The 25,836-nt window shown below is 64.1% G+C and carries 23 protein-coding genes, 4 tRNA genes and 1 pseudogene; 16 read left to right on the top strand and 12 right to left on the bottom strand.

The window, feature by feature from the left end; translation table 11 throughout:
- The first annotated feature begins 37 nt into the window (after positions 1-37).
- Positions 38-643, top strand: a complete 606-nt coding sequence (locus ACEUCR_RS10880; protein WP_111875024.1) for a TetR/AcrR family transcriptional regulator — start codon at positions 38-40, stop codon at positions 641-643.
- A gap of 10 nt (positions 644-653) precedes the next feature.
- Positions 654-2,060, top strand: a complete 1,407-nt coding sequence (mdtD, locus tag ACEUCR_RS10885) for a multidrug transporter subunit MdtD (protein WP_408790074.1) — start codon at positions 654-656, stop codon at positions 2,058-2,060.
- Between the two features lie 63 nt (positions 2,061-2,123).
- On the opposite strand, the gene ACEUCR_RS10890 is transcribed toward mdtD, so the two are convergent.
- From ACEUCR_RS10890 to folB, 3 genes are all read right to left on the bottom strand, one after another.
- A complete protein-coding gene (locus ACEUCR_RS10890) occupies positions 2,124-3,959 on the bottom strand; it encodes a methyl-accepting chemotaxis protein (protein WP_456319341.1) in 1,836 nt (611 codons plus the stop codon).
- Positions 3,960-4,157: 198 nt separating this feature from the next.
- Positions 4,158-4,676 (bottom strand): 2-amino-4-hydroxy-6-hydroxymethyldihydropteridine diphosphokinase, encoded by a 519-nt coding sequence (gene folK, locus ACEUCR_RS10895; RefSeq protein WP_392441996.1) that lies wholly within the window; start codon positions 4,674-4,676, stop codon positions 4,158-4,160.
- Complete coding sequence (gene folB, locus ACEUCR_RS10900) at positions 4,676-5,047, bottom strand: dihydroneopterin aldolase (protein ID WP_041995020.1); 372 nt, start codon at positions 5,045-5,047, stop codon at positions 4,676-4,678. Before folB ends, folK begins: the two co-directional genes overlap by 1 nt.
- A 154-nt stretch (positions 5,048-5,201) precedes the next feature.
- Between folB and plsY the strand changes: the two are divergent.
- The 6 genes and pseudogenes from plsY to ACEUCR_RS10930 all read left to right on the top strand — a co-directional run bounded on the left by plsY (position 5,202) and on the right by ACEUCR_RS10930 (position 7,065).
- Positions 5,202-5,874, top strand: a pseudogene (plsY, locus tag ACEUCR_RS10905) (glycerol-3-phosphate 1-O-acyltransferase PlsY).
- Positions 5,875-5,921: 47 nt separating this feature from the next.
- Positions 5,922-5,997: transfer RNA gene (locus ACEUCR_RS10910), tRNA-Phe, on the top strand.
- Positions 5,998-6,048: 51 nt separating this feature from the next.
- Positions 6,049-6,124, top strand: a tRNA-Thr gene (locus tag ACEUCR_RS10915).
- Between the two features lie 4 nt (positions 6,125-6,128).
- Positions 6,129-6,204: transfer RNA gene (locus ACEUCR_RS10920), tRNA-Phe, on the top strand.
- Positions 6,205-6,249: 45 nt separating this feature from the next.
- A tRNA-Asn gene (locus tag ACEUCR_RS10925) sits at positions 6,250-6,325 on the top strand.
- Positions 6,326-6,555: 230 nt separating this feature from the next.
- Complete coding sequence (locus tag ACEUCR_RS10930) at positions 6,556-7,065, top strand: DUF1993 domain-containing protein (RefSeq protein WP_408747153.1); 510 nt, start codon at positions 6,556-6,558, stop codon at positions 7,063-7,065.
- Positions 7,066-7,153: 88 nt separating this feature from the next.
- Here ACEUCR_RS10930 and ACEUCR_RS10935 read toward each other — a convergent pair whose 3' ends face one another.
- A complete protein-coding gene (locus tag ACEUCR_RS10935; RefSeq protein WP_392441992.1) occupies positions 7,154-7,759 on the bottom strand; it encodes a LysE family translocator in 606 nt (201 codons plus the stop codon).
- A gap of 16 nt (positions 7,760-7,775) precedes the next feature.
- Positions 7,776-8,603 carry an AraC family transcriptional regulator gene (locus ACEUCR_RS10940; RefSeq protein WP_111875029.1) on the bottom strand — a complete coding sequence of 276 codons (828 nt, stop codon included), beginning with the start codon at positions 8,601-8,603 and terminating at the stop codon, positions 7,776-7,778.
- Positions 8,604-8,828: 225 nt separating this feature from the next.
- On the opposite strand from ACEUCR_RS10940, the gene ACEUCR_RS10945 reads away from it, so the two are divergent.
- Complete coding sequence (locus ACEUCR_RS10945) at positions 8,829-9,167, top strand: YegP family protein (protein WP_111875030.1); 339 nt, start codon at positions 8,829-8,831, stop codon at positions 9,165-9,167.
- A gap of 83 nt (positions 9,168-9,250) precedes the next feature.
- Here the strand turns inward: ACEUCR_RS10945 and ACEUCR_RS10950 are convergent, their stop codons facing one another.
- From ACEUCR_RS10950 to ACEUCR_RS10965, 4 genes are all read right to left on the bottom strand, one after another.
- A complete protein-coding gene (locus tag ACEUCR_RS10950; RefSeq protein WP_408790079.1) occupies positions 9,251-10,507 on the bottom strand; it encodes a DEAD/DEAH box helicase in 1,257 nt (418 codons plus the stop codon).
- Between the two features lie 101 nt (positions 10,508-10,608).
- Entirely contained in the window at positions 10,609-12,036 is a 1,428-nt protein-coding gene (locus tag ACEUCR_RS10955) for a GGDEF domain-containing protein (protein ID WP_408790082.1), read from the bottom strand.
- 267 nt (positions 12,037-12,303) lie between these two features.
- The gene (locus ACEUCR_RS10960) at positions 12,304-12,708 is read right to left on the bottom strand and encodes a GNA1162 family protein (protein WP_408790085.1); all 405 of its coding nucleotides are present in this window, start codon (positions 12,706-12,708) and stop codon (positions 12,304-12,306) included.
- Between the two features lie 134 nt (positions 12,709-12,842).
- Positions 12,843-13,760 (bottom strand): LysR family transcriptional regulator, encoded by a 918-nt coding sequence (locus ACEUCR_RS10965; protein ID WP_408790088.1) that lies wholly within the window; start codon positions 13,758-13,760, stop codon positions 12,843-12,845.
- A 242-nt stretch (positions 13,761-14,002) separates the two neighbouring features.
- Here ACEUCR_RS10965 and ACEUCR_RS10970 point away from each other — a divergent pair, with 242 nt between their 5' ends.
- Positions 14,003-15,238: an MFS transporter gene (locus ACEUCR_RS10970; protein ID WP_392441980.1), complete on the top strand. Its 1,236-nt coding sequence runs from the start codon at positions 14,003-14,005 to the stop codon at positions 15,236-15,238.
- A gap of 8 nt (positions 15,239-15,246) precedes the next feature.
- Here the strand turns inward: ACEUCR_RS10970 and ACEUCR_RS10975 are convergent, their stop codons facing one another.
- Positions 15,247-15,804, bottom strand: coding sequence for a hypothetical protein (locus ACEUCR_RS10975; protein ID WP_408790090.1), 558 nt, complete (start codon positions 15,802-15,804; stop codon positions 15,247-15,249).
- Between the two features lie 150 nt (positions 15,805-15,954).
- Here ACEUCR_RS10975 and ACEUCR_RS10980 point away from each other — a divergent pair, with 150 nt between their 5' ends.
- From ACEUCR_RS10980 to ACEUCR_RS10990, 3 genes are all read left to right on the top strand, one after another.
- Positions 15,955-16,863 (top strand): SAM hydrolase/SAM-dependent halogenase family protein, encoded by a 909-nt coding sequence (locus tag ACEUCR_RS10980; protein ID WP_408790093.1) that lies wholly within the window; start codon positions 15,955-15,957, stop codon positions 16,861-16,863.
- 325 nt (positions 16,864-17,188) lie between these two features.
- A complete protein-coding gene (locus ACEUCR_RS10985) occupies positions 17,189-19,084 on the top strand; it encodes a PhoX family protein (protein ID WP_408790095.1) in 1,896 nt (631 codons plus the stop codon).
- A gap of 230 nt (positions 19,085-19,314) precedes the next feature.
- The gene (locus ACEUCR_RS10990) at positions 19,315-22,344 is read left to right on the top strand and encodes a cytochrome c peroxidase (protein ID WP_408790098.1); all 3,030 of its coding nucleotides are present in this window, start codon (positions 19,315-19,317) and stop codon (positions 22,342-22,344) included.
- 65 nt (positions 22,345-22,409) lie between these two features.
- Here ACEUCR_RS10990 and ACEUCR_RS10995 read toward each other — a convergent pair whose 3' ends face one another.
- Positions 22,410-22,970, bottom strand: a complete 561-nt coding sequence (locus tag ACEUCR_RS10995) for a gamma carbonic anhydrase family protein (protein WP_041994991.1) — start codon at positions 22,968-22,970, stop codon at positions 22,410-22,412.
- A 236-nt stretch (positions 22,971-23,206) separates the two neighbouring features.
- Between ACEUCR_RS10995 and ACEUCR_RS11000 the strand changes: the two genes are divergently transcribed.
- From ACEUCR_RS11000 to ACEUCR_RS11010, 3 genes are all read left to right on the top strand, one after another.
- The gene (locus ACEUCR_RS11000; RefSeq protein WP_041995232.1) at positions 23,207-23,848 is read left to right on the top strand and encodes a ribonuclease T2 family protein; all 642 of its coding nucleotides are present in this window, start codon (positions 23,207-23,209) and stop codon (positions 23,846-23,848) included.
- Positions 23,849-23,918: 70 nt separating this feature from the next.
- Positions 23,919-24,194 carry a helix-hairpin-helix domain-containing protein gene (locus ACEUCR_RS11005; protein ID WP_392441966.1) on the top strand — a complete coding sequence of 92 codons (276 nt, stop codon included), beginning with the start codon at positions 23,919-23,921 and terminating at the stop codon, positions 24,192-24,194.
- Entirely contained in the window at positions 24,191-25,237 is a 1,047-nt protein-coding gene (locus ACEUCR_RS11010) for an NAD(P)H-dependent flavin oxidoreductase (RefSeq protein WP_408790101.1), read from the top strand. The genes ACEUCR_RS11005 and ACEUCR_RS11010 overlap by 4 nt, the downstream gene beginning before the upstream one ends.
- Positions 25,238-25,404: 167 nt before the next feature.
- Here ACEUCR_RS11010 and ACEUCR_RS11015 read toward each other — a convergent pair whose 3' ends face one another.
- Positions 25,405-25,704, bottom strand: coding sequence for a hypothetical protein (locus ACEUCR_RS11015; protein ID WP_162625848.1), 300 nt, complete (start codon positions 25,702-25,704; stop codon positions 25,405-25,407).
- Between the last annotated feature and the right edge of the window lie 132 nt (positions 25,705-25,836).

Consider the following 25,836-nt stretch of genomic DNA (forward strand, 5'->3'; position numbering starts at 1 on the left):
ATCGGTACTAGACTGTCCAGTTTGATTTGGAGGCAAAATGAACAAGTCACCGCGCAGTCAAAAGAAGCGGGCAGCCATATTGGAAGCGGCGGGGCAGCTGTTCTGCGAGCAGGGCCCCCATCAGGTCAGCATGGACATGGTGGCCAGCGCCGCCGGCGTCTCCAAGCAGACGGTCTACAGTCACTTCACCAGCAAGGAGCTGCTGTTCGCCGAGGCGGTGGGGGCCAAGTGTCACAATGACGAGCTCTCTGCAGCCCTGCTGGAGCAGGGCGGCTCGGTGCGCGAGAGCCTGCTGCTGTTCGGGCGCGGCTTTCGCCGCCTGGTGCTGAGCGAGCAGGCGATCAACATCTTTCGCACCTGCGTTGGCAGCAACGATGAACAGTTGTCCGCGCTCTTTTTCGAGGCGGGACCGGTGCAAGTGCTCGGGATCCTGGCACAGTGGCTGGAGCGGCAGAAACAGCTGGGTCTGCTCCACCACCCCGACAGCCAGGACGCCGCCCTGCAACTGCTGCTGATGTGGCAGGGCAAGGACAGGATCCGCCGCGAGCTGGGCCTGCCCCTGATGGAGAGCCCGGCCCAGCAGGAGGCCTGGCTGAACAGCTGCATCGACCTGTTTCTGAGCGCCTCAACCCCCCAATCCTGACGGAGACACCATGACGCAGCCACACCCGGAACTCTCAGCGGCCCAACTCAAGTGGCTGCCCTGGCTGACCGCGGTCGGCTTCTTCATGCAGACTCTCGATGGCACCATCCTCAACACGGCGCTGCCGAGCATGGCACAGGCCCTGGGGGAGAGCCCGCTGCAGATGCAGTCCGTGGTCATCGCCTACATGCTGACGGTGGCGCTGCTTATCCCGGCCTCCGGCTGGCTGGCGGACAGATTCGGCACCCGCCGCGTCTATCTGTGGGCCATCGCCCTGTTCAGTCTGGGCTCTCTGGCCTGCGCCTTGGCCAATACCCTGCCGCTGCTGGTGGCGGCCCGGGTGCTGCAAGGGGTGGGCGGCGCCCTGCTGATGCCGGTGGGGCGGCTCGCCGTGTTGCGGGCCTTCAGCAAGCGGGATCTGCTCAGGGTGATGTCGTTCGTCACCATCCCCGGGCTGGTGGGGCCCCTCATAGGCCCGGCCCTGGGGGGCTGGCTGGTGGAGGTGGCGAGCTGGCACTGGGTGTTTCTCATCAACCTGCCGGTGGGGCTGCTCGGCTTCATCGCCAGCTGGTACTACATGCCGGAGATGCGACGGGAGACGCCCAGATTCGACTGGCGCGGCTTCGTGATGTTCAGCGCCGGCATGGTGCTGGTGTCGGTCGGTCTGCAGGGGCTGGGGGAGCACAGCCTCTCCACCGGCTGGTCCCTGCTGCTGCTCATCACTGGCCTGGCGGCCATGGCGAGCTACTGGCTCTATGCCGCGAACGCCGAGCGCCCCCTGTTCAGTCTGGCGCTGTTTCAGACCAAGACCTTCGCCATCGGGGTCTGGGGCAACCTCTTTGCCCGCCTGGGCAGCGGCGCCATGCCGTTTCTCACCCCGCTGTTTCTGCAACTGGGTCTGGGCTATTCGCCGAGTGCGGCGGGCATGACCATGATACCGACCGTGCTCGGCGCCATGCTGACCAAGACCCTGGTCAACAAGCTGATCCCCCGCATCGGCTATCGTCGCATCCTGGTGGGCAACACCCTGCTGCTGGGGGCCCTGATCGCCAGCTTCGCCCTCATCGACAACGACCTGCCCTACTGGGCGCTGCTCGGCTGGCTCGGGGTGTTCGGCGCCATCAACTCGCTGCAGTTCTCCGCCATGAACACACTCACCTTGCAGGATCTGAGTGCCGAGCACGCCAGCAGCGGCAACGGTCTGCTGTCAGTCGTGATGCAGCTCTCCATGAGCCTTGGGGTTGCCATCGCCGCCAGCCTGCTCGGACTCTTTGCCGCCTCGAGCAGCGAGCAGTGGCTCCATGGCTTCCACCTCACCTATCTCTGCATCGGCTTGATGGCCATGCTGGCTGCGATGATCTTCGCCCAGCTCGCCAGGGACGATGTGAAGGAGCGTCGGTGCGAAGACCCGGTCTGATGGGGTGGGAGGAAAAAAGAGAGGGCGGCCCTGGCCGCCCTCTCTTCATATGGGATCTGGGGATCAGACCCTGAACTGATCGACCGCCCGGTGGAGCAGGCTCGCCTGCTCGGCCACGTTCTGGCTGGCGCGGCTGTTCTGTTCGGCCTGGGTCAGGGCGTCGTTGGCGATGTCGCGGATCACCACGGCATTGCGATTGATCTCGCTCGCCACCGAGCTCTGCTCCTCGACCGCGGTCGCTATCTGGGTGCTCATGTCCATCATCTGGTCCATCTGACGGGTGATGTTGGCGAGCTGGGTGCTGGCCTCCCCGGCGGCCTCGACGCTGCGTTCCCCCTGGGTGCGGCACTCGCCGATCAGGGTGACCACGCTCTGGGTGCGGGCCTGCAAGCCGGAGACGATGGCGGCAATCTCGCTGGTGCTCTGCTGGGTGCGCATGGCCAGGTTGCGCACCTCGTCGGCAACCACGGCGAAACCTCGCCCCTGCTCGCCGGCCCTGGCGGCCTCGATGGCGGCGTTGAGGGCCAGCAGGTTGGTCTGCTCGGCGATGGCCTGGATCACCTCCAGCACGTTGCCGACCTGGCGACTCTCCTCGGCCAGGGCGATCACCTCCTGGCCCGAGGCCTCCAGCTTGGTGGAGAGGGAGTGGATCACCGCCATGGTGGTCTCCACCCGCTCCCGGCCCTGCTGGGCGCTCAGATTGGTGGTGCGGGCGCTCTCGGCGGCGCTCTCGGTGTTGCTGGCGATCTCCTGCACCGTGCTCTCCATCTCGGTGGCGGCGGTGGCGACCAGGTCGCTCTCCTGCAACTGCTGCTGGGTGCCTTCCCGGGCGGCATTGGCGTTGCGCTGCAGCTGAGCGGTGAGCTGCTCCAGATCCGTGACCGAGGCGACGACCTGACCTATGACCTGATTGAAGTGCTCCAGCATGGTGTCGAAGTCGCGGCCCATGGCGCCAAATTCGTCCCTGGAACCGATGCGGGCGCGCAGGGTGAGATCGCTGCTGGCGGTGACCCGGCGCATGGTGTCTGCCAGCCGTTGCAGCCCCGCCATGACGTCGCGGCCGATCAGCAGATTGAGGCAGAGCGCCACCACAATGCCCAGGGAGCAGAGCAGCCCCATGATCCAGAGGATGCGGCTATGGTTGGTCTCGGCCTCTCTGGCCAGATCCTGAGCCAACACTATGCCAGCCTGGCGCATCTGCTCGGCGCTGCGGTTGAGATCGGCGCGCAGCCCCTCTTCGGCACTCAGACCCAGCCGTTGTTCTTCCGCCACCAGGGCGGTGAAGTTCTGACGGTAGCGTTCCAGCAGGGCGGCGAGGGCAGGTTCACCGGCGAGGGCCTGGGCCAGGGGGGCCAGGTTCTGTTCGAACTTGGCGAGATAGCCGATGTCGCGGCGCAGCATGAAGTCCTTCTCGTCCCGGCGCAGTTGCAGCATCAGCAAACTCTCCTGCTGCTGACCTCGGGCCTTGAGTTCCTGCTCCAGGGCATGAATGGCCTGACGCAGGGCGCCATAATGGCCGCTGGTCGGGGTGAGGCCTATCTTCTCCTGCTGGGCGCGCAGGGCTTCGAATTGGCGGGCATAATCCTGCAACAGGCTGGCGAAGGTGAGGATGTCGCCCTGCTGGCGCCCCTCGTGGTGGCTGGCCATGTCGGCGAGCAGGCGGCTGGTTTCATCCCGCAAGGCCGCGAAGGCGGTGGCCGCGGCGGGATCCCTGCGTAGCAGAAACTCTTTCTCTTTCAGGTTCAGGGCGATGAGGTCGGCCTCCACCTGCTTGGCCTGCAGCATCTCGAGATTGCTGCGCGACTCCTGCTCCGAGAAGTAGAACATGACCCCCATGACGGCGGCCTGGATCCCGGCCACCAGGATGGCGGACAACACGAGTTTCTGTTTGACGTTCACGACGACCTCAAGGGGCAAAGGAGATGGTCAGTGTATCGGCGCTGAAGGTGGATACTGAAGGCTGCTTTAGCCTTTTCTTCTGCCAGGGGCGGGCCAGGGATTCGAAGGATTCTGTCATCCCGTCATCATGCAGGGAAATAGTCTGAGGCTCCCCCGATCGGGGCTCGATCGGGAGAGGGGAGGGCCATGCTGCGCGGCTCAGGCCCGGGTATCGGCCAGGACGCCGCTCGGCGTCCAGTCGAAGGGGATGGGGGTGAGGCGCTGGGAAGCCTTGTCATAGCCGGCCCAGAGGGCGGCCATGGTCTCGCCGTGCAGGGGGTGGCGCAGGGTCGGCGCCAGCTCGGCCAGGGGCCAGAGCACGAAGGCATTGGTCACTATCTCGCCGCGGGGCAGCACCAGGGGGGCGTCGCAGACCAGATTGCCGTAGAGCAGCAGGTCCAGATCCAGGGTGCGGGGGGCAAACTTCTTGGCATCGGGCTCGCGGCCGTGGGCAAACTCCAGCGCCCGCAGCTGCTGGCAGAGGTCGTTCAGGGCCAGCCCTGTGTCGGCGCCGACCACCAGGTTGTAGAAGGGGCGGCCATTGAAGCCCACCGCCTCGCTCTCGAATACCCGGGAGACCTGGAGCGGCCCCAGCAGCCGATGCAGGGCATCCAGCCCGGCACGGATATGGCGCTCGCGATCAATGTTGGAGCCCAGGCTGATGTAGATCCGGGTCATCAGAGCTCGCTCGCGGCCGGGGTGCGGTGGCGCAGTATCTCGACCCCCACGCCGGCGGCATTGGGTACGGCACCCGGCTTGGTCAGGGTCACCTTGACCCACTGCACCCGAAAGTCGCTGAGGATGAGGTGCGCGACCTGTTCGGCCATGGTCTCCACCAGTTCCACCACCCTGGTGCTGGCATATTCCGACACTTTCTGGGAGAGGGTGGCGTAATCCAGCGCCAGATGGATGTCGTCGCCGGCGGCGGCGGGGCGGTTGTCGAAGCCCATCTCGAGGTCGAAGCAGAGTTTCTGGCGTATGCCCTTCTCCCACTCATACACCCCGATAGTGCTCAAAACCTCGAGTCCACGAATAAACACCTTGTCCATGACAGTACTTCTTCTTTACTCTTGATGGGCTGTGAAACAGCGCAGGGATGCTGGCCTGGCAGATCACGTGCCATTGGCGAACGGCCCGGGTAGCCCGAGCCGGAGAATGTGGCCCGCATCATACCCCATTCATATCGTGGTAAAAACGACCAAGATGACGGCCCTGACGATTTTGATGATTATTCTGGCCTATCTGGGCGGATCCCTGTCCAGTGCCGTGCTGGTGTCGCGCACCACAGGCCTGCCGGATCCCCGGGATCATGGTTCCCATAATCCGGGGGCGACCAATGTGTTGCGCCTCGGTGGTCGCGGCGCCGCCCTGGCCGTGCTGCTGCTCGACATGCTTAAGGGCACGGCCCCCGTCTATCTCTCCTGGTTTCTCGGTATCAAGCCCGTCTATCTCGGCTTTATCGGGGTGGCCGCCTGTCTCGGCCACATCTATCCCCTGTTTTTCCATTTTCGCGGTGGCAAGGGGGTGGCAACCGCCCTGGGCACCATGCTGCCCATCGGCCTGGACATGGGGGCCCTGGTGGTGGCGAGCTGGCTGCTGGTGGCCCTGATCAGCGGTTACTCCTCCCTGGCCTCCATAGTGACAGTGCTGCTGGCGCCCCTGTTTGCCTACCTGCTCAAGCCGGAATATACCTTGCCGGTCTCCCTGCTCTCCTGCCTCATCCTGATCCGCCATCACGAGAATATTTCCCGCCTGCTCAAGGGGGAGGAGCCCAGATTGTGGCGCAGGGGCGGGGTCGACGAGGGATGAGTCTGGCGGGGAATTGCACAAAAAGAGGTTTGTTGTGCAAAAAAGAGACGAACGAGACAAAAAGTAAAATTTCCCGTTGACCCCCAAGGGCAAAATCCGTTTAATAGCGGCCACGCCCAGATAGCTCAGTCGGTAGAGCAGGGGATTGAAAATCCCCGTGTCGGCGGTTCGATTCCGTCTCTGGGCACCAAGATTTGGTGCCATGAAGTAAAAATATGTTCATGCACAATGGTTTGAGTGTGCCGGCTTAGCTCAGTAGGCAGAGCAACTGACTTGTAATCAGTAGGTCACCAGTTCGATTCCGGTAGCCGGCACCATTTAGCCCAGATAGCTCAGTCGGTAGAGCAGGGGATTGAAAATCCCCGTGTCGGCGGTTCGATTCCGTCTCTGGGCACCAAACAAAGGACGTCGGGATAGCGATATCCAGTCTCCGCAGTACAATTCCTCCTTAGTTCAGTCGGTAGAACGGCGGACTGTTAATCCGTATGTCACTGGTTCAAGTCCAGTAGGAGGAGCCAACACAAAAGCCCAGCAGCAATGCTGGGCTTTTTCTTTGGCGTTTTGTCGCCCCGGCCGGACGACAAGGAGGGAACCCGGTCCCCTGGGGCGCAGATCGCCGACGGAGCATCTCGCGCGATTCCTGACCGGAGCCTGTGCATGTTCCCGGTGACGCTTCTTCTGAAAAAGGCAGTATAGTGAGCGACGCCGCCAGCGAGGCGGCGAGCCCAGCCTTTATCGAGGAGCCTTCATGAATCGTGAATTTACCGCCCAGTTTATCAAGATGCTCGCCAACCTGGACCGACTGCTGGTCAAGGCGGCGGCCCACGCCGAGGTCAAGGGATACGATGTCGACAACTTCTTCGGCGATCGCCTGATCGTCGACATGTTCCCCCTGAGCAAGCAGGTTCTGATCTGCTGCGAATCGGCCAAGGCCTGCGTGGCGACCGCCAGCCACGGCGACAACCCGGGCTTTGCCGACGAACCCCACACCATGGCGGATCTGCGCGGGCGCATCCAGGCCACCATCGACTTTCTCACCAGCCAGCTGGATGCCGACTACAGCGCGTTCGAGAGCGGCAAATACGCCCCCTACTGGGCCCATGGCAAGTGGATGGATGGCAAGACCTGCTTCTACGAGTACGCACTGCCCAACTTCTACTTCCACCTCACCATGACCTATGCCCTGCTGCGCCGGGCCGGGGTCGAGCTGGGCAAGGGGGACTATCTGGGGGCCCTGGCGTTTCATCAGCCCGAGTAAGGTCTCATCGGTTTGACGGCATATCAGCAGAAGGGGCCTGCCGGGGTGGCAGGCCCCTTCTCATTGGGGAATGTTGAGGGGGCCTGTGTCAGCGGGCCAGTGGCAGGTAGACGTGCTGGTAGGCCAGGGCCAGGGCGCTGTAGAGCAGCAGGGTGGCCATCAGCAGATTGAAACAGCGAAACCAGCGAGGGTCCTGGAGCTGGCGCCCGACCAGGTTGCCAGCCACCGAATAGCTGCCGGGGGCGCCGGCGGCCAGCAGGCCCAGCAGCAGGGACCAGGGCAGCAGGCTCCAGCCGTGGATCTGCGCCGCCGGGAACTGGATGCTGGTGATGGGCAGGGTGGCGATCATGGCCTTGGGATTGAGCAACTGGATGACGAAGCCGCTGCGCACCCCCAGAGGGCGGACGGGGGCCGTCCGGGCAAGCGTCTCGCCACTGTCGCCGGCTATCTTGACGGCGAGATAGACCATATAGAGGCACCCCACCAGGCTGGCATAGATCAGTATCTCCTCTCGCACCAGGCGGGTGCCCAGCCAGCCAAAGAGCAGCAACAGCATGAACATCGCCATGCCGACTCCGAGGAAGAAGCCGAGGCTGGCCCGGGTGCGACCACCCAGGCCGGCATTGAGGCCGATGAGGTTGACGGGGCCTGGGGTATACATGATGCCGATGGCATAGGCGAGGATCTCAATCATGGGGTCTTCCTTGGGCTCAGCGGATCAGGCTGGCGCTGTATTGGGTCGGGGTCATGCCATAGATGCGCTTGAAGCGGCGGTTGAGGTGGCTCAGATCGGTGAAACCGTAGCGGTACACCAGATCCTGGGCCGACTCGCCGCAGGCCAGGGCACGCCGGGCGGCATTGACGCGGCAGTTGATCACGTATTGATGGGGTGTGATGCCGAGCTGCTGGCGAAACAGGCGCAGAAAGTGGTACTTGGAGAGGTTGGCCGCCGCGCTGATGTCGGCCAGGGAGATATCCTGCTGGAAGTGGGCGTGGATGAAGTCCCTGGCCTGCAACAGGAGGCGATCGACACGGCTCACCCGGCCATCGGGTTCAAAGCGTCCCGCCTGCTGCATCACCCGGGCGGCGAGGCGGTAGAGGGCAAACTCCTGCTCTATGCTGCCGGCCCGGCCGCGCACCGCCTGAACCAGCGCCAGTATGCAGGCGCTCAGCTCCCCATCCTGCACCAGGGATGGCAACAGGGGGGCCGTCTGCGTCGCCCGTTCCCCCGCGGCATTGGCAAACAGCGGGGTGAGCTCGTGGGGCGGCACATAGAGCATGGCGTAGTCGAGGCTGGCGTTGTCCCCCGCATGACCGTCGTGAACATCCCCGGGATTGAACTGGATGACGCTGCCCGCCGGGCTGGAGTGGAAGCCGCCACGACAGAAGAAGTTCTGGCGCCCGGCCAGGGTGACCCCGAAGGAGTACTCCTCGTGGGCGTGACGGTCGTAGCGAAACGCCGTCATGTTGACCCGCAGCGCAGTCAGGCTCGCCAGGTGCTGACTGTGTGCGAATATGAACTGGTTGTCCTGGCTCATCCTTCCTCCTCTGCTCGGCAGCCATCCCAATCTAGCCTCCAGGAGGGCGTCATCGCTTGGACAATCTTGCTGTTTATCGGATCTGCCGCGCCCCGGGCGCGACAATAAGCGGCGCAGCGGATGACGAAAACGGCCTCTTCTGGCCATCTTCCCCCTTCGTCATATGGCGGTCATCAGGATCGGGCTAGCTTATGGAGGCGTGTCACTCAACATAAGGATGTCCACATGGGATGGTATGAGCTCAAGCTGGCCAAAAGCGACCAGTATCACTTCGTGTTGAAGGCGGGGAACGGGGAGGTGATCCTCAGCAGCGAGCTGTACAACAGCAAGGGGGCGGCCCAGAACGGCATCGCCTCGGTACAGAGCAACGCCCCCGAGGCGGGTCAGTATGAGCTGAAAGAGGCGGCCAACGGCAAGTATCACTTCAACCTGAAGGCGAAGAATCATCAGGTGATAGGGTCGAGCCAGATGTATGCCAGCCAGGCCTCGGCCCAAAACGGCATCGCCTCGGTGCAGAGCAACGGCCCCTCCGAGACCATCAAGGATCTGACCCAGGGCTCCTGATCTCTTCCGGCGCCGCCGCGAAGGGGAGGCGGAACACCTCCCTGGCGGCGCCCGTTCCGCCCATACTCACACTCCCCTTGTGCTCACCCGGGTTTGCGGGACGATCCCTTGCTGCCGCCCGCCAGCGCCTGCTTTCTGGCCTTCTGCTTCTGGGCACCCTTGCTGGTGCGGCGCGGTTCGGGGTCGAAGCGGGTCAGATCCGGCTCAAAGCCCGGGAACCACTGCTGGGGCAATCGGGTGTCGAGCACGGCTTCCACCTTCTCCAGCAATGGCGCATCCTCCGGGCTGAACAGGGTCACGGCGAGCCCCTTGTTGCCGGCGCGGCCGGTGCGACCGATACGGTGAACGTAATCCTCTGGCTGATAGGGGAACTCCAGGTTGATCACATGGTTGAGGTCGCTGATATCGAGACCGCGAGCCGCCACGTCGGTGGCGACCAGGGCCTGCAGGGTGCCGGCGCGAAACTCCAGCAATACCTTTTCCCGCGCGCCTTGCGACAGATCGCCGTGGAAGGCGAGCGCATTGATGCCCGCCTTGCCGAGCTGCTGGGCCAGCTTGTCCGCCCCTTGCCGGGTGCGGCTGAAGATCAGGGCCGGTGCCCAGCCCTTCACGGTCAACATGTGTTCGACCAGGGCCAGCTTGCGATCCCCATCCACCGCATAGACCCGCTGCTCCACCTCGGCGGCCGTGGTGTTGCGCGGTGCCACCTCGATCAGCGCCGGGTCGCGCAAGAGCACCCGGCTCAAGGCAAAGAGGTTGTCGTCGCAGGTGGCCGAAAACAGCAGGGTCTGGCGATCCGCCGGTATCTGTCTGAGCAGGGCCTTGATCTCGTCCATAAAGCCCATGTCGAGCATCCTGTCCGCCTCGTCGAACACCAGATGGCGCAGCGCAGCCAGACTCAGGGCCCCCTGGCGCAGATGGTCGAGCAGGCGGCCCGGGGTGGCGATCAGGATATCCACCCCGTCTTTCAGCGCGTCGACCTGGGCGGCGATGCTGACCCCGCCGTAGACCAGGGCGCTGGTGAGGCCGGTGCCCTGACCGTAGCGCGCCACGTTATCAAAGACCTGCACCGCCAGCTCGCGGGTCGGTACCAGCACCAGGGCACGGATGGGGCGGGGGGCCTCGCTTGCCGGTTGTTTGAGCAACTGTTCCAGCAGTGGCAGCACGAAGGCGGCGGTCTTGCCGGTGCCGGTCTGGGCCCCCGCCATCAGATCCCGCCCCGCCAGAATAAGGGGGATGGCGCTGGCCTGAATGGGGGTAGGCGCGGCATAACCCAGCTCGGTCAGGGTCTGCTGCAGGCGAGGGGAGAGGGCCAGTTCGGCGAAAGAGACAATGGACATGGGGCACCAGTATGGGGTTATCCCGCCCCGTGGCCGGGACGGAAACAATCAGCGTGGCCGGGATGGTAACAGATGCAGGGGAGCGGCAGAAGCCGGGTCGCTCAGGGAGCCGAATCGGCGCCTGGATCGCGGACAAGGCGGATGGTCTGCCCCTGGTAATAGGCGATATTGCGCTTGCCGTGCTGCTTGACGTGATAGAGCAGATCGTCGGCCAGTTGCACCGCCTCGGCCACCGTCAGGTAATCGCGAATGCGGGTCACTCCGGCGGAGAAGGTGATGGGGGCGGGCAGCTCGGGGATGTGCAATGGCCGCTCCAGCAGACGGGCGGCGGAGCGATGCATCATCTTGTCATCGTCCATCCCCTTGAACAGCACGATGAACTCTTCCCCACCCCAGCGAATGGCCACATCGCCCTTGCGGATATTGGTCTTGAGGTGATTGGCGAAGGCGACGAGCGCCAGGTCACCCACCCCGTGACCATGGGTGTCGTTGACGGACTTGAAGTTGTCGATATCGAGGATCATCAGGTAGTCGTGCTCCCGCAGCAGGGCCTGACTGAGGATGTCACGGCGCGGCAGCCGGGTCAGCGCGTCGGTCTGTGCCTGAGTGCGTACACGAGTGATGATGCTTCGCCCCGTCAGCATCAGCAGCAGCAGGGCGATGAGATAGATCTTGAAGGCCGGCCCGAAGAGGACGGCCCGGGAAAAATCGCCGTAGCTGTATGACCACTTGAGGTTGAGGTCGCTGTCCGCCTTTGTGCGCATCAGCGGCGTGCTCAGGCACAGGTGGAACGGACGACAGGGCTCGACCTCCTCGAAGGAGAGGACGGTCCGGGTCGGATTAAGGCTTTCGAAGGGCTGCAGCACCTCCTTGAACGCCCTGTCGACGGCGATGTCGATGCCCTTGAGCCCATAGCGGTAGTCCTTGATGACGGGCTCGTAATAGACGAAGGGAAAATAGAGGGTGATGGTATTCAGCCCGGTGAAGGTGTCGGTGTAGATCTCGGATACCCAGGCTTCATCCGTGCTGCAGGGGACATGGGTGGAGACGAAGAAGGCGCAACCGAAATAGTGGGTCCAGGGCTCGATGTCATTGAGGTCGGTGTTGACCGGCAGCAACTGGTTTGGAAGCATCTCCTTGTTGGCGACCATGCCAAGCATGCGACGATCGTTATAGAGGGCGTAGAGGTTGAGGACCTCGGGGTTGGAGATGACGTACTGGTAGGCGAGGAGCATCTGGTTGGCAGGGGGCAACACGGGAATGACCGCCAGACGCTTCAGAGTGGGGAGATCATAGCCATAGGCATAGGCCGCCGCATCCCCGTTCTCGCTGAAGATGGGCATCTTGATGCTGCTGTTGTCGATGAAGTCAGCCAGTTTCTCTGGCGCCAGGATGCGGGCCCGCTGAGAGAACACCTCGAACAGATTGGGCTGCTTGGCGGTGATGAGCTGCATGTCGTGCCTGATACGGAGGTAGGTGTAGTTGCACACCAGCCCCAGTCCCGCTATCGCCAGGCAAAGCAGCCCCAACCGATTCAGCCACGAGCGGGGAACGATATGCCTCGGTGATCCAGCCATGCGATGAACGCTCCCGTGGTGACAGAGGCCATTCTTGTAACTGATTTTGCCGGGCATCACCAGATGAAGTTGGTGGGACGTTATCCGACATGCGGAAAAATGAGCCAACAATATCAAAAAGATAGACGATGAGGCGCCATTCGATGTCAGGGAGGGGAAAGGGGGGGCGACGGAAACAAGAGGGCATGGCGCCCTCTTGTGTGGACTGTGGCGGGCGCCTTAGCGAGCCTGATATTTCGGCGAGTAGGGGCCATGGAGGATGCCGTTGGGCATGTCGGCGCTGAGCAGCCTGAAGCTGGTGATCCCGGCGATTTCATGGCCCTTGTCGGTGATGGTGTTGGCAATCTGGTTGACGACAGCCACCACCAGCATGCCGATGAGGCCGCCCCCCGAATTGGCCTGTTGCTTGATCCCGGCCTCCGCCTTGATCTCTTCCATGTTGTCGCGATCCAGCACGCTGAAGCGGCCAGTCTGCTGCAGGTGGGTGATCAGCACGGTTTTCGCCTGGCTGCCCAGTCGGTCCACGCCGTCGGAGAAGATGCCACGCATGTAGCTGGATCGGTTGTCGAACTTGCCGACGGCGATGGGGCTGCGCGACGACTCGCTAGCGCAGGCTGTCAACAAGCCAGTCACCAGGATGATACTGGATGAAACAACAAACCTCTTCATGTAAAGTACTGTTATTTAATGAAAAAACAACGGCGGACTCTGGCGTTGTTCGCTGCGAAGAAAGTGCCCCGTATGGGGGGCATACCCGCTCAATCTGTGTGATTTTGGCGGGTTGTGGCAGGGATTGAGGGGGACTGGCTCTCCTGCTGGGACTGAAACACCTCCTCCAGGGCCGCCACCAGGGCGCGCATCCGCCCCGTCTTCTGCACATCGGGGTGCAGCACCATCCAGATGTCGATGGGGTCGTGCTGGTCGGGCAGCAGGCGCACCAGGCCCGGATCCTCCTCGGCGAGGAAGGTGGAGAGCAGGGCGATGCCGAGTCCCTGGCGGGCGGCCGCCATCAGCACCAGCTGGGCATTGCTCTGCAGCACCACATTGGGCTCATGGAGGGGTTCACCGCACAGACTCAGCCAGTGGCGGGCCACCAGCTCCTTGGGAAAGAGCAGCAGGTCGTGCTGTTGCAGCGCCTGACCCGAGCGGGGTGTGCCCCGGCGGGCCAGGTAGTCGGGGGAGGCGTAGAGCCCCATCCTGATGGTGGCGAGCCGTTTGACCACCAGATCTCCCTGCTCTGGGCGCACGCTGCGAATGGCGAGATCCGCTTCCTGATTGGGGATGTCGCTCACGCTGACCGCAGTCAGCAGCTTGAGACGGATGCCGGGGTGGCGCTGGCGCAGCAGACTGAAGGCCGGCAGCACGAAGCCCTGGGCCAGGGTGTCCGTGGTGGCGATGCAGAGTTCCCCCTCCAGCTCCCCCAGGCTCGCCGTGCGCGCCATGGCCAGAGCCGCCTGCGCCATGGCCTCGGCCTGGGGCAAGAGCGCCTCCCCCAGGGGGCTGGGCCGATAGTGTCTGGGGGTGCGGATAAACAGCTTGGCCCCCAGCTGCTGCTCGAGCAGGGTGATCCGCCGCCCGACGGTGGCCTGATCCACCCCGAGCTCGAGTCCGGCCTGGCGCAGGCTGCCCCGTCGTACCAGGGCCAGAAAGAAGCGGGCGTCATCCCAGTTGTTCATGCTTGCTCCTCCCTCAAGCAGGGCGCCCGATTGGCGCCGCAATATTAGATGTCAGCGAGGATGGCAGCACAAGGGGCCAGGCCGGATCCGGCTCGTGCCCGTGGCTTCCCGGCCAATGGGGGGGGCCGCGCCGGTGTGATGCAAGTTTGAATCGCCATGATGCAGAACTGCCGCAGCCCGGGGCGGGCGGGATCGCTATGATGACGCTCCCGATAGCGGTTTTTCTGTCTGTAATTGGAGTCTTGATGTCATCCCCCTGCGCCCCAACTGCTGCCCACGGCAGCGAGGTCGATGTTCGCCCCCGCCTGCTCGGGTTTCTCTCTCTGGCTCTGATGTCGGCCCTGCTCAACAGCAGCGTGCCCACCCCGCTCTATCCCCATTACCAGGCGGCGCTGGCATTGAGCGATCTCGGTCTCAGCCTCATCTATGGCGGCTATGCGGGGGGCGTGCTGATCGCCCTGTTCGGGGTGGGCAACCTGGCGGGAAGGGTGGCGGATCTGCGCATCCTGATCCTGCCCGCCCTAGTGGCGGTAGCGGGGGGCGCCCTGCTCTTTTCACTGGCCGACAGCTTCTGGTCCCTGCTGCTGGGGCGGGTCCTGGCCGGGATTGGCACGGGCACCCTGACCGGCGCCGCCAATGTGGCGCTGCTGCGCTTTGGTCCCCAGGATGGCGGCAGGCGAGCGGCGCTTAGCGCCACCCTCTCCTTTACCGCCGGGCTGGCCTTCGGCCCCGTGTTCAGCGGGCTGGCGCTGCAACTGGACTGCTACCCGACCACCTTGCCCTTCCTGCTGATCCTGGGAATGGCGAGCTGCGCCATCGCGGGCCTGGTGCTGAGCTGGCCCAGAGGCGCCAGGATGGCGGCGCCCGCCCCGAGCGGGCAGGGTGGGGGATCCCTGGGGGAGGGGCTCAGGGCCACGGGGGCCGGGTTCTTTCTCTGCGCCCTGGCGCTCTTCACCGCCTGGGCTGTGGCGGCCAGCCTGCTGGCCATCGGCCCCAAGGTGGTGAGCGAGATGCTGGGCATGAGGGATCTGGGGCTGTTCGGCTATCTCATCGCAGCTTATCTGGTCTTCTCCGGGCTTTGCCAGCTCTGGGCTCGTCGCCTCGATGCCCGCCATACCCTGCAAAGCGGCGCCCTGGCCCTGGCGCTCTGCGTGCTGCTCTTTGCCGGGGCAGTGCACGGGTTGCCGGGCTGGCTGGCGGGACTCGGGCTGCTGGTGGCGGGCTACGCCCAGGGGGCCGTGTTCGTGGGCAGTGCGACCCTTATCAATCGCATCGCCCCCCCGGCCAGCCACGCGCGGCTGCTCTCCCTCTTCTATGTGATCGCCTATGTGGCGAACTGGGTGCCCGCGCTGCTGGGCTGGGTGAGCGACGGTACAGGCCTCCTGGCGGCGCTGGATCTGCTGTTCGTCGGCAGTACGCTGACCAGCCTTGGGCTGGCCTGGGCGGTGTCACGGCATCGCTTCAATCCTGCTGTCTGACAGGGGCATCAGCCATCGACCAGGGCGACGCTGCCGGCATCCAGGTGGTGCATCCACTCCCGCAGGATCAGCAGGGCGGCGGCGAAACGGCGATCCTTCGGCAACTGGGCCGATGCCAGGGGATCCCCCTCCACCATGGCAACCAGCTGGCCGAACAGCCGCTCTATGTTCTCCCGGCTCTGCACCCGGCTGCCGAGGGCTTCGGCCAGGGGCACAGGGCTTTGCAGGCGCAGCACGGGGTGGGGCGGGATCCGGGCCGCGAGGGGCATCAGCACATCCTCCACCACCATGATGGCCTGCTCTAGCTCCAGGGGCGTCGGCAGATCCTCCGCTACCAGGATGGACTGCTCCAGCTCCAGGGCGCTCGGCGTATCCTCCGCTACCAGGATGGCCTGCTCCAGCTCCAGGGGCGTCGGCGGGTCCCGGCGAAAGGGGCCCGGGGTCAGGGCATCGAGCCCAAATGCCAGCGCAAAGGTCTGGCTGGTGCCATCGGCTGCGGTGAGCGTTACCCGGCTTTGGGTATTGCCCAGACTCAACAAAATGGTGTCGTGATGCTCTCTGGTCATGGGGTGTGCTCCTGGCGTTGGATGCCCCATGGATACACCCGCACGGGGCGGATTGGCGAGTCATTTCGCCCCCCATTCGGGGAGATGGGGTTGCAAAGAAATCATTGAATGGCAATCTGGACGTCCAAACGTCTTGGAAGGAGCCCTGACATGGATATTCGTATCGTCCCCCGCGCCCTCGTGCTCGCCCTCTCCCTGGTGGGGGCTGGCGCCTTCGCCAGCGAGGCCCTGGTGTTCCAGACCGACTTCGGCCTCAAGGATGGCGCCGTCTCCGCCATGAAAGGGGTCGCCTTCGGGGTGGACCGCACCCTGCCTCTCCATGATCTGACCCACGAGATCCCGGCCTACAACATCTGGGAAGCCTCCTACCGCCTCTATCAGACCCTGCAATACTGGCCCGCGGGCACCGTCTTCGTCAGCGTGGTGGACCCCGGTGTGGGCACCGAACGCAAGTCGGTGGTACTCAAGACCAGGAGCGGCCACTACGTCGTCAGCCCGGACAATGGCACCCTGACCCTGGTGGCGGAGCACTTCGGCATAGAGGCGGTGCGCCAGATCGACGAGAAGCGCAACCGTCTCAAGGGTTCCGAGAAGTCCTACACCTTCCACGGTCGCGACGTCTACGCCTATACCGGTGCACGACTCGCCTCCGGCGCCATCAGCTTCGAGCAGGTGGGGCCTCTGCTGCCCGCCGAGGTGGTGACCATCCCCTATCAGCCGGCGGTGGCCGAGGAGGATGGCACCTTGAAGGGCACCATTTCGATCCTGGACGTGCAGTACGGCAACGTCTGGACCAATATCGACGAGGCCCTGCTCGGCAAGGCGGGTATCCGCAAGGGGGACAACGCCTGCATCAGGATCAGCGAAGGGGATGCGCTCAAATACGAGGGCAAGGCCCCCTACGTCAGCAGCTTTGGCGATGTGCCACAAGGCCAGCCCCTGGTCTACCTCAACAGCCTGTTGCAGGTGTCGGTGGCCCTGAACATGGAGAGCTTCGCTGCAAAACATCAGGTGCAATCCGGTGCCAACTGGCATCTCAGCCTGAAAAAATGCGGCTAGAGGGCGGTTGCCAGCGGGTGCAATCCGGCGCTAACTGGCATCTCAGCCTGAAAAAATGCGGCTAGAGATTGTCAGCGGGTGCAATCCGGTACAAACGGGCACATCAGCCTGAAGAAGTGCAGCCAGGGCTAATCTCTCTATCAGCGGTGCCTCTCCTGGGGTGGTGGAACTCGTGTCCACCGCCCCTTCTCCCTGGCGGTGGCGCCTTGCCGGGCCAGGCGGCTTATCCCATCCCTTGTCATCTTCGTTTAATAAAATGCCGCCATGCTGTGGCCGGACGCAGTGAGTGGCAAACCAGACAAGTGCAGATAACAAGGAAAAGCCGATGAGCCGTTTTGACGAGAGAGACAGTGCCAACCATCCCCGTGAACAGGAGCCGGAGTTCAACCGCCTGATCGAAGCGGGCCTCAGCCGCCGGGGCTTCCTCAAGGGGGTGGGCGCCGCCAGCATGGTGGCGTTTTTTGCCGCCAATCCGGTGGCCCGCGCCGTGGCCGCCGCCACCCAGCCGCTGCTCGGTTTCCAGGCCGTGCCCGCCTCTGTGGCCGACACCATAGTGGTGCCGCCCGGCTACAAGGCCGAGGTGCTGATCGCCTGGGGGGATGCCCTGTTCGCCGATGCCCCCGCCTTTGCCCAGGGCAATGACGCCAGGGCCCAGGCTCGCCAGTTTGGCGACAACAACGACGGCATGAGCTTCTTCCCTCTGGGGCCGGATCGCGCCCTGCTCGCCGTCAACAACGAATACACCAACTACGAATACCTGTTTGCGGATGGGGGCAAGGCGCTCAATGCCAACGCCGTCGCCAAGGCCCAGGCGGCCCACGGGGTCTCCCTGGTGGAGCTGGTGCGCAAAGATGGCAAGTGGCAGGCCAACCCCAAGGGGGCGCTCAATCGCCGCATCACCGCCACCACCCCCATGACATTGAGCGGCCCGGCGGCGGGCCATGCCCTGCTCAAGACCCAGGCCGACCCCGAGGGACGCACTGCCCTTGGCACCTTCAACAACTGCTCCAACGGCCAGACCCCTTGGGGCACCTACCTCACCTGCGAGGAGAACTTCAACGGCTACTTCGGCAGTGCGGGCAAGCCTGAGCTGGACCAGCGCGCCGCCCGCTACGGTCTGGCCGCCGAGGATGCAGGCTTTGGCTGGCATCAGTTTGACGAGCGTTTTGACCTCGCCAAACATCCCCAGGAGCCGCACCGCTTCGGCTGGGTGGTGGAAATCGATCCGCGCGATCCCGCCTCCACCCCGAAGAAGCGCACCGCTCTTGGCCGCTTCAAGCACGAGAACGCGGCCTTCACCGTCAACCAGGATGGCCGCGCCGTGGTTTATCTCGGCGATGACGAGCGGGGGGAGCACATCTATCGTTTCGTCTCGAAGAACAAGGTGGCGCCGGGCAATGATGCCGCCAACCGGGATCTGCTGGACGAGGGTACCCTCTATGTGGCTCGTTTCGACGCCAAAGAGGGGGAGCTCAAGGGCACAGGCCAGTGGCTGCCCCTAGTGCACGGCCAGCACGGCCTGACCCGGGAGAACGGCTTCGCCGATCAGGGGGAGGTGCTCATCTTCGCCCGGGAGGCGGCGACCCGGCTCGGTGCCACCACCATGGACAGGCCGGAGTGGGTGGCCGTGCATCCCCACAGGGCCGAGGTCTACTGCACCCTGACCAACAACAAGAACCGCGGCCTCAAGGAGAACCAGCCCCTGGACGGTGCCAACCCCAGGGCCGAGAACCCCTATGGCCAGATCATCCGCTGGCGCCCGGCCGGTGGCGATCACGGCAGCGACAGCTTCGAGTGGGATCTCTTCCTGCTGGCGGGCAACCCCGGCGTGCATAAAGAGGGCTTGATGGCGGGCAGTGCCAACATCACCCCGGACAACATGTTCAACAGCCCGGACGGCATCGGCTTCGACGAGGCGGGGCGGCTCTGGATCCAGACCGATGGCGACTACTCCAACGAGAAGCAGTTTGCCGGTATGGGCAACAATCAGATGCTGTGCGCGGATCCGGCGAGCGGCGAGGTGCGCCGCTTCCTGACCGGCCCCGTGGCCTGCGAGATCACGGGCCTCACCTTCAGCCCGGACTGGCGCACCATGTTCGTCGGGGTGCAGCACCCGGGGGAAGAGCTGGCTCCCTCCCACTTCCCGGACGGCGGCACCAGCATTCCCCGCTCCGCCGTGCTGCGCATCACCCGGGACGATGGCGGCATCATAGGAGCCTGATGGCCACAGATGACCACCTTGCCTTTGATGAACAGAGCCGCCTTCGGGCGGCTCTGTCGTTGGCGGCGTCAGCGGGCGGGGGTCGCCTGGATGCACGCCGCCGATCGCAGGGACATCGCAGCTGAACACCTTTCGCCCAGTCCATAAAAAGAAATCGGCAAGAAGCGATTGATAATGATTAGCGTTTAACCTGATAATTGCCGGCTTGTCCGACCACTCCAAACAACACGATGAAACCCCTATTTCTGCTGGCCAGCCTGCTGGCCCTGAGTGCCTGCCATGACAACCGCAGCGAGGGCCAGGATCCCGACGTGCCGGTCACGCCTCCCGTTGTCACACCGCCTGTCACCCCGCCGCCCGTCACCCCGCCGGTGACGCCACCACAGCAGACCCATACCCGGGCCGAGCTGACCCTGACCATTGATATCGGCGAGCGGCTGGCGCCCGGGGCGACCCTGAGCCTGCGCCAGCGCGCCACCGGCATGGAGACGAGTGCAACCCTGAGCGGTCAGGGCAACCCGACCCTGACCCTGCCTGCCGGCCTGCTGCTGACGGCCCCCCTTGAGCTGGTCGGGGAGCAGGAGGGATACATACTGAGGGCCGCCACGGCCCGGGTGGCGGATCTCGCGGCCGGTGAGTCCCGGGCCCGGCGCGCCGCCCCCTCCCTGCGGCTCGACGAGGAGGAGACGGCGCTCTTCCTGCTGGCAGATCGCAATGGGAACGGGTTGCTGGAGATGGCGGAGTGGGGGCTGAGCGGAGAGATCCGCCTGCAACAGCAGGCCGACATAGAGGAGTATGCCGCCCTGCTGCGAGCCCAGCGGTTGGGGGCCGAGCTCAACTATCCTGACAGTTGGCAGATGCTGCTGGCCCTGCGGGACGACAGCGCCGCCCGCAACTGGTATCGCCGCAGCAACGGGGAGGCGATCCAGGCCGCCCGGTTGCAGCTCTATCCGGCCAGTCCCGTGATGCCGGAGGAGCCGGAGACCGCCGAGCTGCTGCGACTGGATGAGCAGGGCCGCCTGCTGACCCGGGGGGCCTGGCACTGTCTGCACGATGCCCGTCCCGCCTCCGGGGTCAAGGGCAGCCAATTCTGGCTGCCGGGGGAGGGCTTTGCCGCCTCGGCCCGTGTCACGAGAGCGGCGCTGGTGGCGCCGAGCAGTTGCGGCCAGCAGTCATGGCGCCTGCCGACCCTGGCCGAATTCGAGCGCCTGCTTGGCAGCGACAAGCTGGGGTGGCGCTATCCCAACACCTTCACCATCCCGTTGCCCGAGTGGATCTGGTTGCAAGATGGCACCGGGCTGGCGCGGCGCTACCAGCCGCTGACCAAGGCGTGGCGCGATGAGGGGGAGGCCAGCCTGCTCTGGTTCGCGCTCTCCCCCTATCCGGTACGCCCTTCGGTGGATCGCAGCAGCGAGATGCCGGATCTGTTCTCCCTGCGGGCACAATATGCCGGCGACCCGGGCCAGTGGCCGGCGGCCATGGTGGACGAGGGGGTGGAGTGGCAGGAGCTGGGCCCCCTGCCCGCCATGCCCTTCCCGGCCGACAACCCCTACCGCAGGGCCAAGGTGGTGCTGGGCCAGCAGCTTTTCTTCGACAAGCAGCTATCCCAGGCCCGCGACATCAGCTGCGCCAGTTGCCACGATCCGCAAAAAGGCTGGGGCGATGGCTTGAGTGTCTCGGTCGGTCATCTGGGGCAGAAGGGGACCCGCAATGCGCCGACCATCCTCAACGCCGGTTACGGCAGCAGCCAGTTCTGGGACGGACGGGTCGCCACCCTGGAGGAGCAGTCGCTCCATCCCATCAGCAACCCGGTGGAGATGGCCCTCGAGCACGACGAACTGCTGGTGCGGCTGCGGGCAAGCAGCGACTACCCGGCCGCCTTTGCCGCCGCCTTCGGCGACGAGACCATCACCCTGGATAGGGTTGCCAAGGCCATCGCCACCTTCGAGCGCACCATCATCAGCCGCGAGAGCCCGCTGGAGCGCTTCGTCAAGGGGGATGAGCAGGCGATGAGCGACAAGGCGCTGTGGGGCATGCACCTGTTTCGCACCGAGGGACGCTGCATGAACTGCCACTCGGGCCCTCTGCTGAGTCAGCACAAGTTCGAGAGCCTGGGGCTGACCTATTACGGGCGCAACCTCGAGGACAGGGGCCGTTTCCTGCAGACCAGATTGAAGGCTGACATGGGGCTGTTCAAGACCCCCAGCCTGAGGGATGTGGCCTTCACCGGTCCCTATATGCACAACGGCGTCTTCCCCATCCTGGCCCAGCGTCTCGGTGGCTCGGTGCAGGGGGTGGTGGCCATGTACAACTTCGGCGTCACCAAGTGGAGCAGCGGGGTCGGCTTCCCGACCGGGGTGGACGTGCATGATCCCTTCTTCCCCAAGGCCTCGGATCGCCTTCATGCCCTGGGGCTCTCCAACGACGAGCTGGAGGCTATCGGCGAGTTCCTGCGCGCAGCCTCCGTCGAGCCGAGGCGCACCCCGGCCACCGTGGCCGAGCTGGGGCTGAGCCAGGTGGATGACGAGGAGGCCGTCGGCGCCATCCCGATCGAGCTGGTGGTGACGCCCGCCCAGCCCCGGCTGGAAGTGGGGCAGAGCCTCTCCCTGCAACCTGGCCTGCGGCTGAGTGATGGCAGCGAGACCCCGGTGCTTGAGGCCATCCAATGGCGCAGCGATCACCCCGAGCGGCTGAGGGTCGATGGCAGTGGCGTCATCACGGCCCTGGCCGTGGGGTCTGCCAACGTGCAGGCAAGCGCAGGGAGTCGCACCCGCACTGTGGCGGTGCAGGTGGTGGATGCCCAGCCCGACTTTGGCCTGGGTTGCCATCAACCCGAGCTGGCGGCGGGGGCGCTCTCCTTCCTCTGCCCGCTGACCCGTGGCGAGGCCGACCGGATCGGCATCGACTACGAGGGCAGCGCCAGGGATGAGGACGGGGACTACAACCCCTATGCCATCGACTATGTGGTGATGACCCAGGGGCGGGCGCGAGAGTACTGCCAGCAACTAGTGGCCCGCGGTCACGATGACTGGCGCCTGCCGGGAGCCGATGAGCTGGCGAGCCTGTTTACCACCTATCATCAGGCCGGCGAAGAGATGAAGCTGCTGACGGAACATGGCTGGCCGCTTTACAGCCGGGTCTGGAGCAGTGACGCACCCAATGACGAGGGGGAGGCTCCCCTGCTCGATCTGGGTTACGGCGAAGTGATGGGCGATCTGCCAGAGGAGGCCCACGGGGCCGTCTGCGTGCGGGCAGGTTGAGCCCGACATGTCAGGATGACGAACAACGGGCGCCGCGGCGCCCGTTGTTTATGGTCGGCCTGGACTCAGAACTCGTTGGAGAGCGCCTTGTAACCCTTGACCAGATCGATGTTGGTGTGGGCCACGTCCTCGGAGAACTCGGTGGCGTCCACGGTGACGCGGGGGATCTGGGCCAGGTCGCTCTGCTGGTTGATGCGGGTGGTGGAGGGCACATAGAAGCCGGGGGGAATATCGCAGCCGTCGACCACCGAGTTGTGGCGCACCACGGATCCTTCGCCTATGTGGCAGTTGAACAGCACGCTGTTGAAGCCGATGAAGACCCGGTTACCCACTTCGCAGGGGCCGTGCACTATGCTGCGGTGGGCGATGGAGCTGAACTCGCCTATGGTGACGGCGGCGCCGGATTTGGAGTGGATCACCACCCCATCCTGGATGTTGGAGTTGGCGCCGATGACGATGGGCTCCATGTCACCGCTCTCGTCCACTTCGTCTGCACGGATCACGGCGTAGGGGCCGACAAAGACATTTTCCTTGATGATCACCTTGCCACAGATGATGGCGGTCTTGTCGATATAGGCGGATTCGTCGATAACGGGCAGGTGACCGGAGGGATTCTTGCGGATCATGTTACGTCCTGTTGCTGATGAAATCGGGGGAAAAGTGGCGCGTCATGAAGGCCCGCCGGAGAGCCAGCTTACGCCTCTGATCCGGACGGGGAAACCCTTTACTGGTCTGACCCACTCTTGATAAGGGCATTTGGCATGGTTGTTCTTTGACTCCCTTGTATGGGAGCATGGACCCTGGCGCCGTGGAGAACACGCCGCGCCAGAAAGGGGCTGTTCACTGTGATGGAGGTCGAACGATGAAGCAGATCATGGTGTTGCTGATGGCCACTCTGTTGTGGACCCAGGCAGCGCAGGGCAAGGGGCAGGCAGGGGATTTTGACTACTACGCCATGGCGCTCTCCTGGTCGCCCGAGCACTGCGCCATCAAACCGACCGATCGGGAGCAGTGCAGCCGCCAGCTGGGTTTCGTGCTGCACGGGCTCTGGCCCCAATATCTGAAGGGCTATCCGTCCGAGTGCGGTACCGAGCGGCTCGCAGGGGAGGTGGAGCGTGATTTTCCCGGGCTCTATCCCAGCCGCTTCCTCTATCGCCACGAGTGGCGCAAACACGGCACCTGCTCTGGTCTTAGCCAGTTCGCATTTCATCAGCTGGCGAGCGACCTGCGCCAGAAGGTGCAGATCCCGGCCGCTTACCAGGCGCCGCCGCAGCCGCTGCGCAAGAGCCGCTTCCAGCTCAAGGCGGATCTGGCCGCTGCCAACCATTGGCTGGCCCCAGATAGCATCACAGTAGCCTGCGCCGACGGGGGGCGCTTCCTGCGGGAGATATACATCTGTTTCAACAAGGCAGGGACGGATGCCATCCCCTGTCCGGACGAGATGCAAAAACGGGAGCGTCGCTCCTGTGGTCAGCCGGATTTCCTGCTGCGCAGCGTGCGTTGACCCCTCTCTGTGTTGAGCTGGCCCGTGCGGGCCTGATGTACAAAGACAGCCATCGCAAAGGAGCTCTGCAATGACCGACGTGAAACAGTTTTCGCCACGGCAGCGCAACTTGCTGCTCGAGGTGAAAGGGGTGGGCCCTACCGTCATCGGGCGGCTCGAACAGCTGGGGTATCACAGCCTGGAGGCGCTGGCCGAGGCTGATACAGGTCACATAGTCCGGCTGGTGGCCAGCATGCTGGGCTCCACCTGCTGGCAGAACAGCCCCCAGGCCCGAGGGGCCATCGACGGCGCCATCGCGCTGGCCCGTAGCCATACACATCATGACAGACAGGAAGCCGCCTCATGACGATCTTTGCCGAACTGGGGATGCGCTATCCCATCATCCAGGCGCCCATGGCGGGTGTGCAGAACGCTGAGCTGGCCATGTCGGCGACGAGGGCGGGGGCCCTGGGATCCTTGCCGGCGGCCATGCTCGGCCCGGCCGAGCTGCGTCAGGCGCTGGAACAGTTGGCAGCCAGTGGCCCCGGACCTTTCAACATCAACTTCTTCTGCCATCGACAGAACGAACCTGAACCGGCCGAGGAGCGCCGCTGGCGAGAGGCGTTGGCACCCTATTATGGCGAGCTCGGGGTAAGGGCCGATGCCACGACGACGGCGCCCGGTCGTGCCCCCTTCAACGCCGAGCATGCCGCCATCCTGACCGAGTTCAAACCCGCTGTGGTGAGCTTTCACTTCGGACTGCCCGAACCCGAGCTGCTGGCCAGGGTAAAAGCCACGGGGGCAAAAGTGTTCGCCAGTGCCACCACTGTGGCCGAGGCCCAGTGGCTGGCGCATCATGGCGCCGACGCCATCATAGCCCAGGGGCTGGAGGCCGGTGGTCACCGTGGCCACTTCCTGAGCGAAGATCTCGCGCTGCAACAAGGCACCTTTACCCTGCTGCCCCAGATAGTGGCGGCCGTGGATCTGCCTGTCATCGCCGCCGGAGGCATAGTCGATGGCAAGGGGATACTGGCTGCCCTGGCACTGGGGGCGAGCGCCGTGCAGATGGGAACGGCGTTTCTGTGCTGTCCCGAGGCGACGACCTCGTTCCTGCATCGTGCCGCCATCCAGGGGATACATGGTCATCACACTGCCCTGACCAACCTGTTCAGCGGTCGCCCCGCCAGAGGCATAGTGAACCGCTTGATGCGCGAGCTTGGCCCCTTCTCGGCGCTGGCCCCGACCTTTCCCCATGCCAGTCGTGCACTGGCTCCGTTGCGAGCCGCAGCCGAAAAGGCGGGGGAGAGCGGCTTCTCGCCGCTCTGGGCCGGGCAGAATGTCTCCGGCTGTCGCGACCTGCCTGCCGCCGAGTTGATCGCCCTCTGGGTCACAGAGGCAGGGCTGAGATGATCCCTTCTTTATATAGGTAAGTGATATAGGCGAGTGGATGCGTTCGCCATCATGGGCAACCAGGCTGGCTGCACCGGGGGAAACGGGCTCAGGGGCATGACGAACGAGCCGTCCCGCGGCGTTTTTGTGGATAACTTTGTATAAAAGCTGTGATTGGTTATGAATAACTAAATAAAGGCAGATTTTTGCAATTTTATTGCATCAAGGGGCTTGCCAGAGAGATCAATCTCTCTATAATGCGCCTCCATCGACAGGGCAAGCGGCAACGCAGACAAGCCGGTCGGTGCCTCGAAAAGCCTTTGAAAATAGGGCTTGACTCGAGAAGGCGGTTGAGTAGAATGCCACTCCCGCAGCAGCCAAAAGCTGCGTCGCTCTTTAACAATTTGAATCAAGCAATCTGTGTGGGCACTCACAGCATCGAGCATCAAAATTAATTTTTGATTTTCAATGTCTGGTGAAGTGACCAAGACGATTTCTTAGCAATAAGAAGTCGAACAGTTTATTTCAGCAATTCATTGAGCCGCTGAACTACCTCGGTAGCGACGCAACCAAACTTAAATTGAAGAGTTTGATCATGGCTCAGATTGAACGCTGGCGGC

Origin of the sequence: Aeromonas bivalvium (assembly GCF_046078285.1) — a bacterium.
In the GTDB taxonomy this organism is placed as follows: Bacteria; Pseudomonadota; Gammaproteobacteria; order Enterobacterales; family Aeromonadaceae; genus Aeromonas; species Aeromonas bivalvium.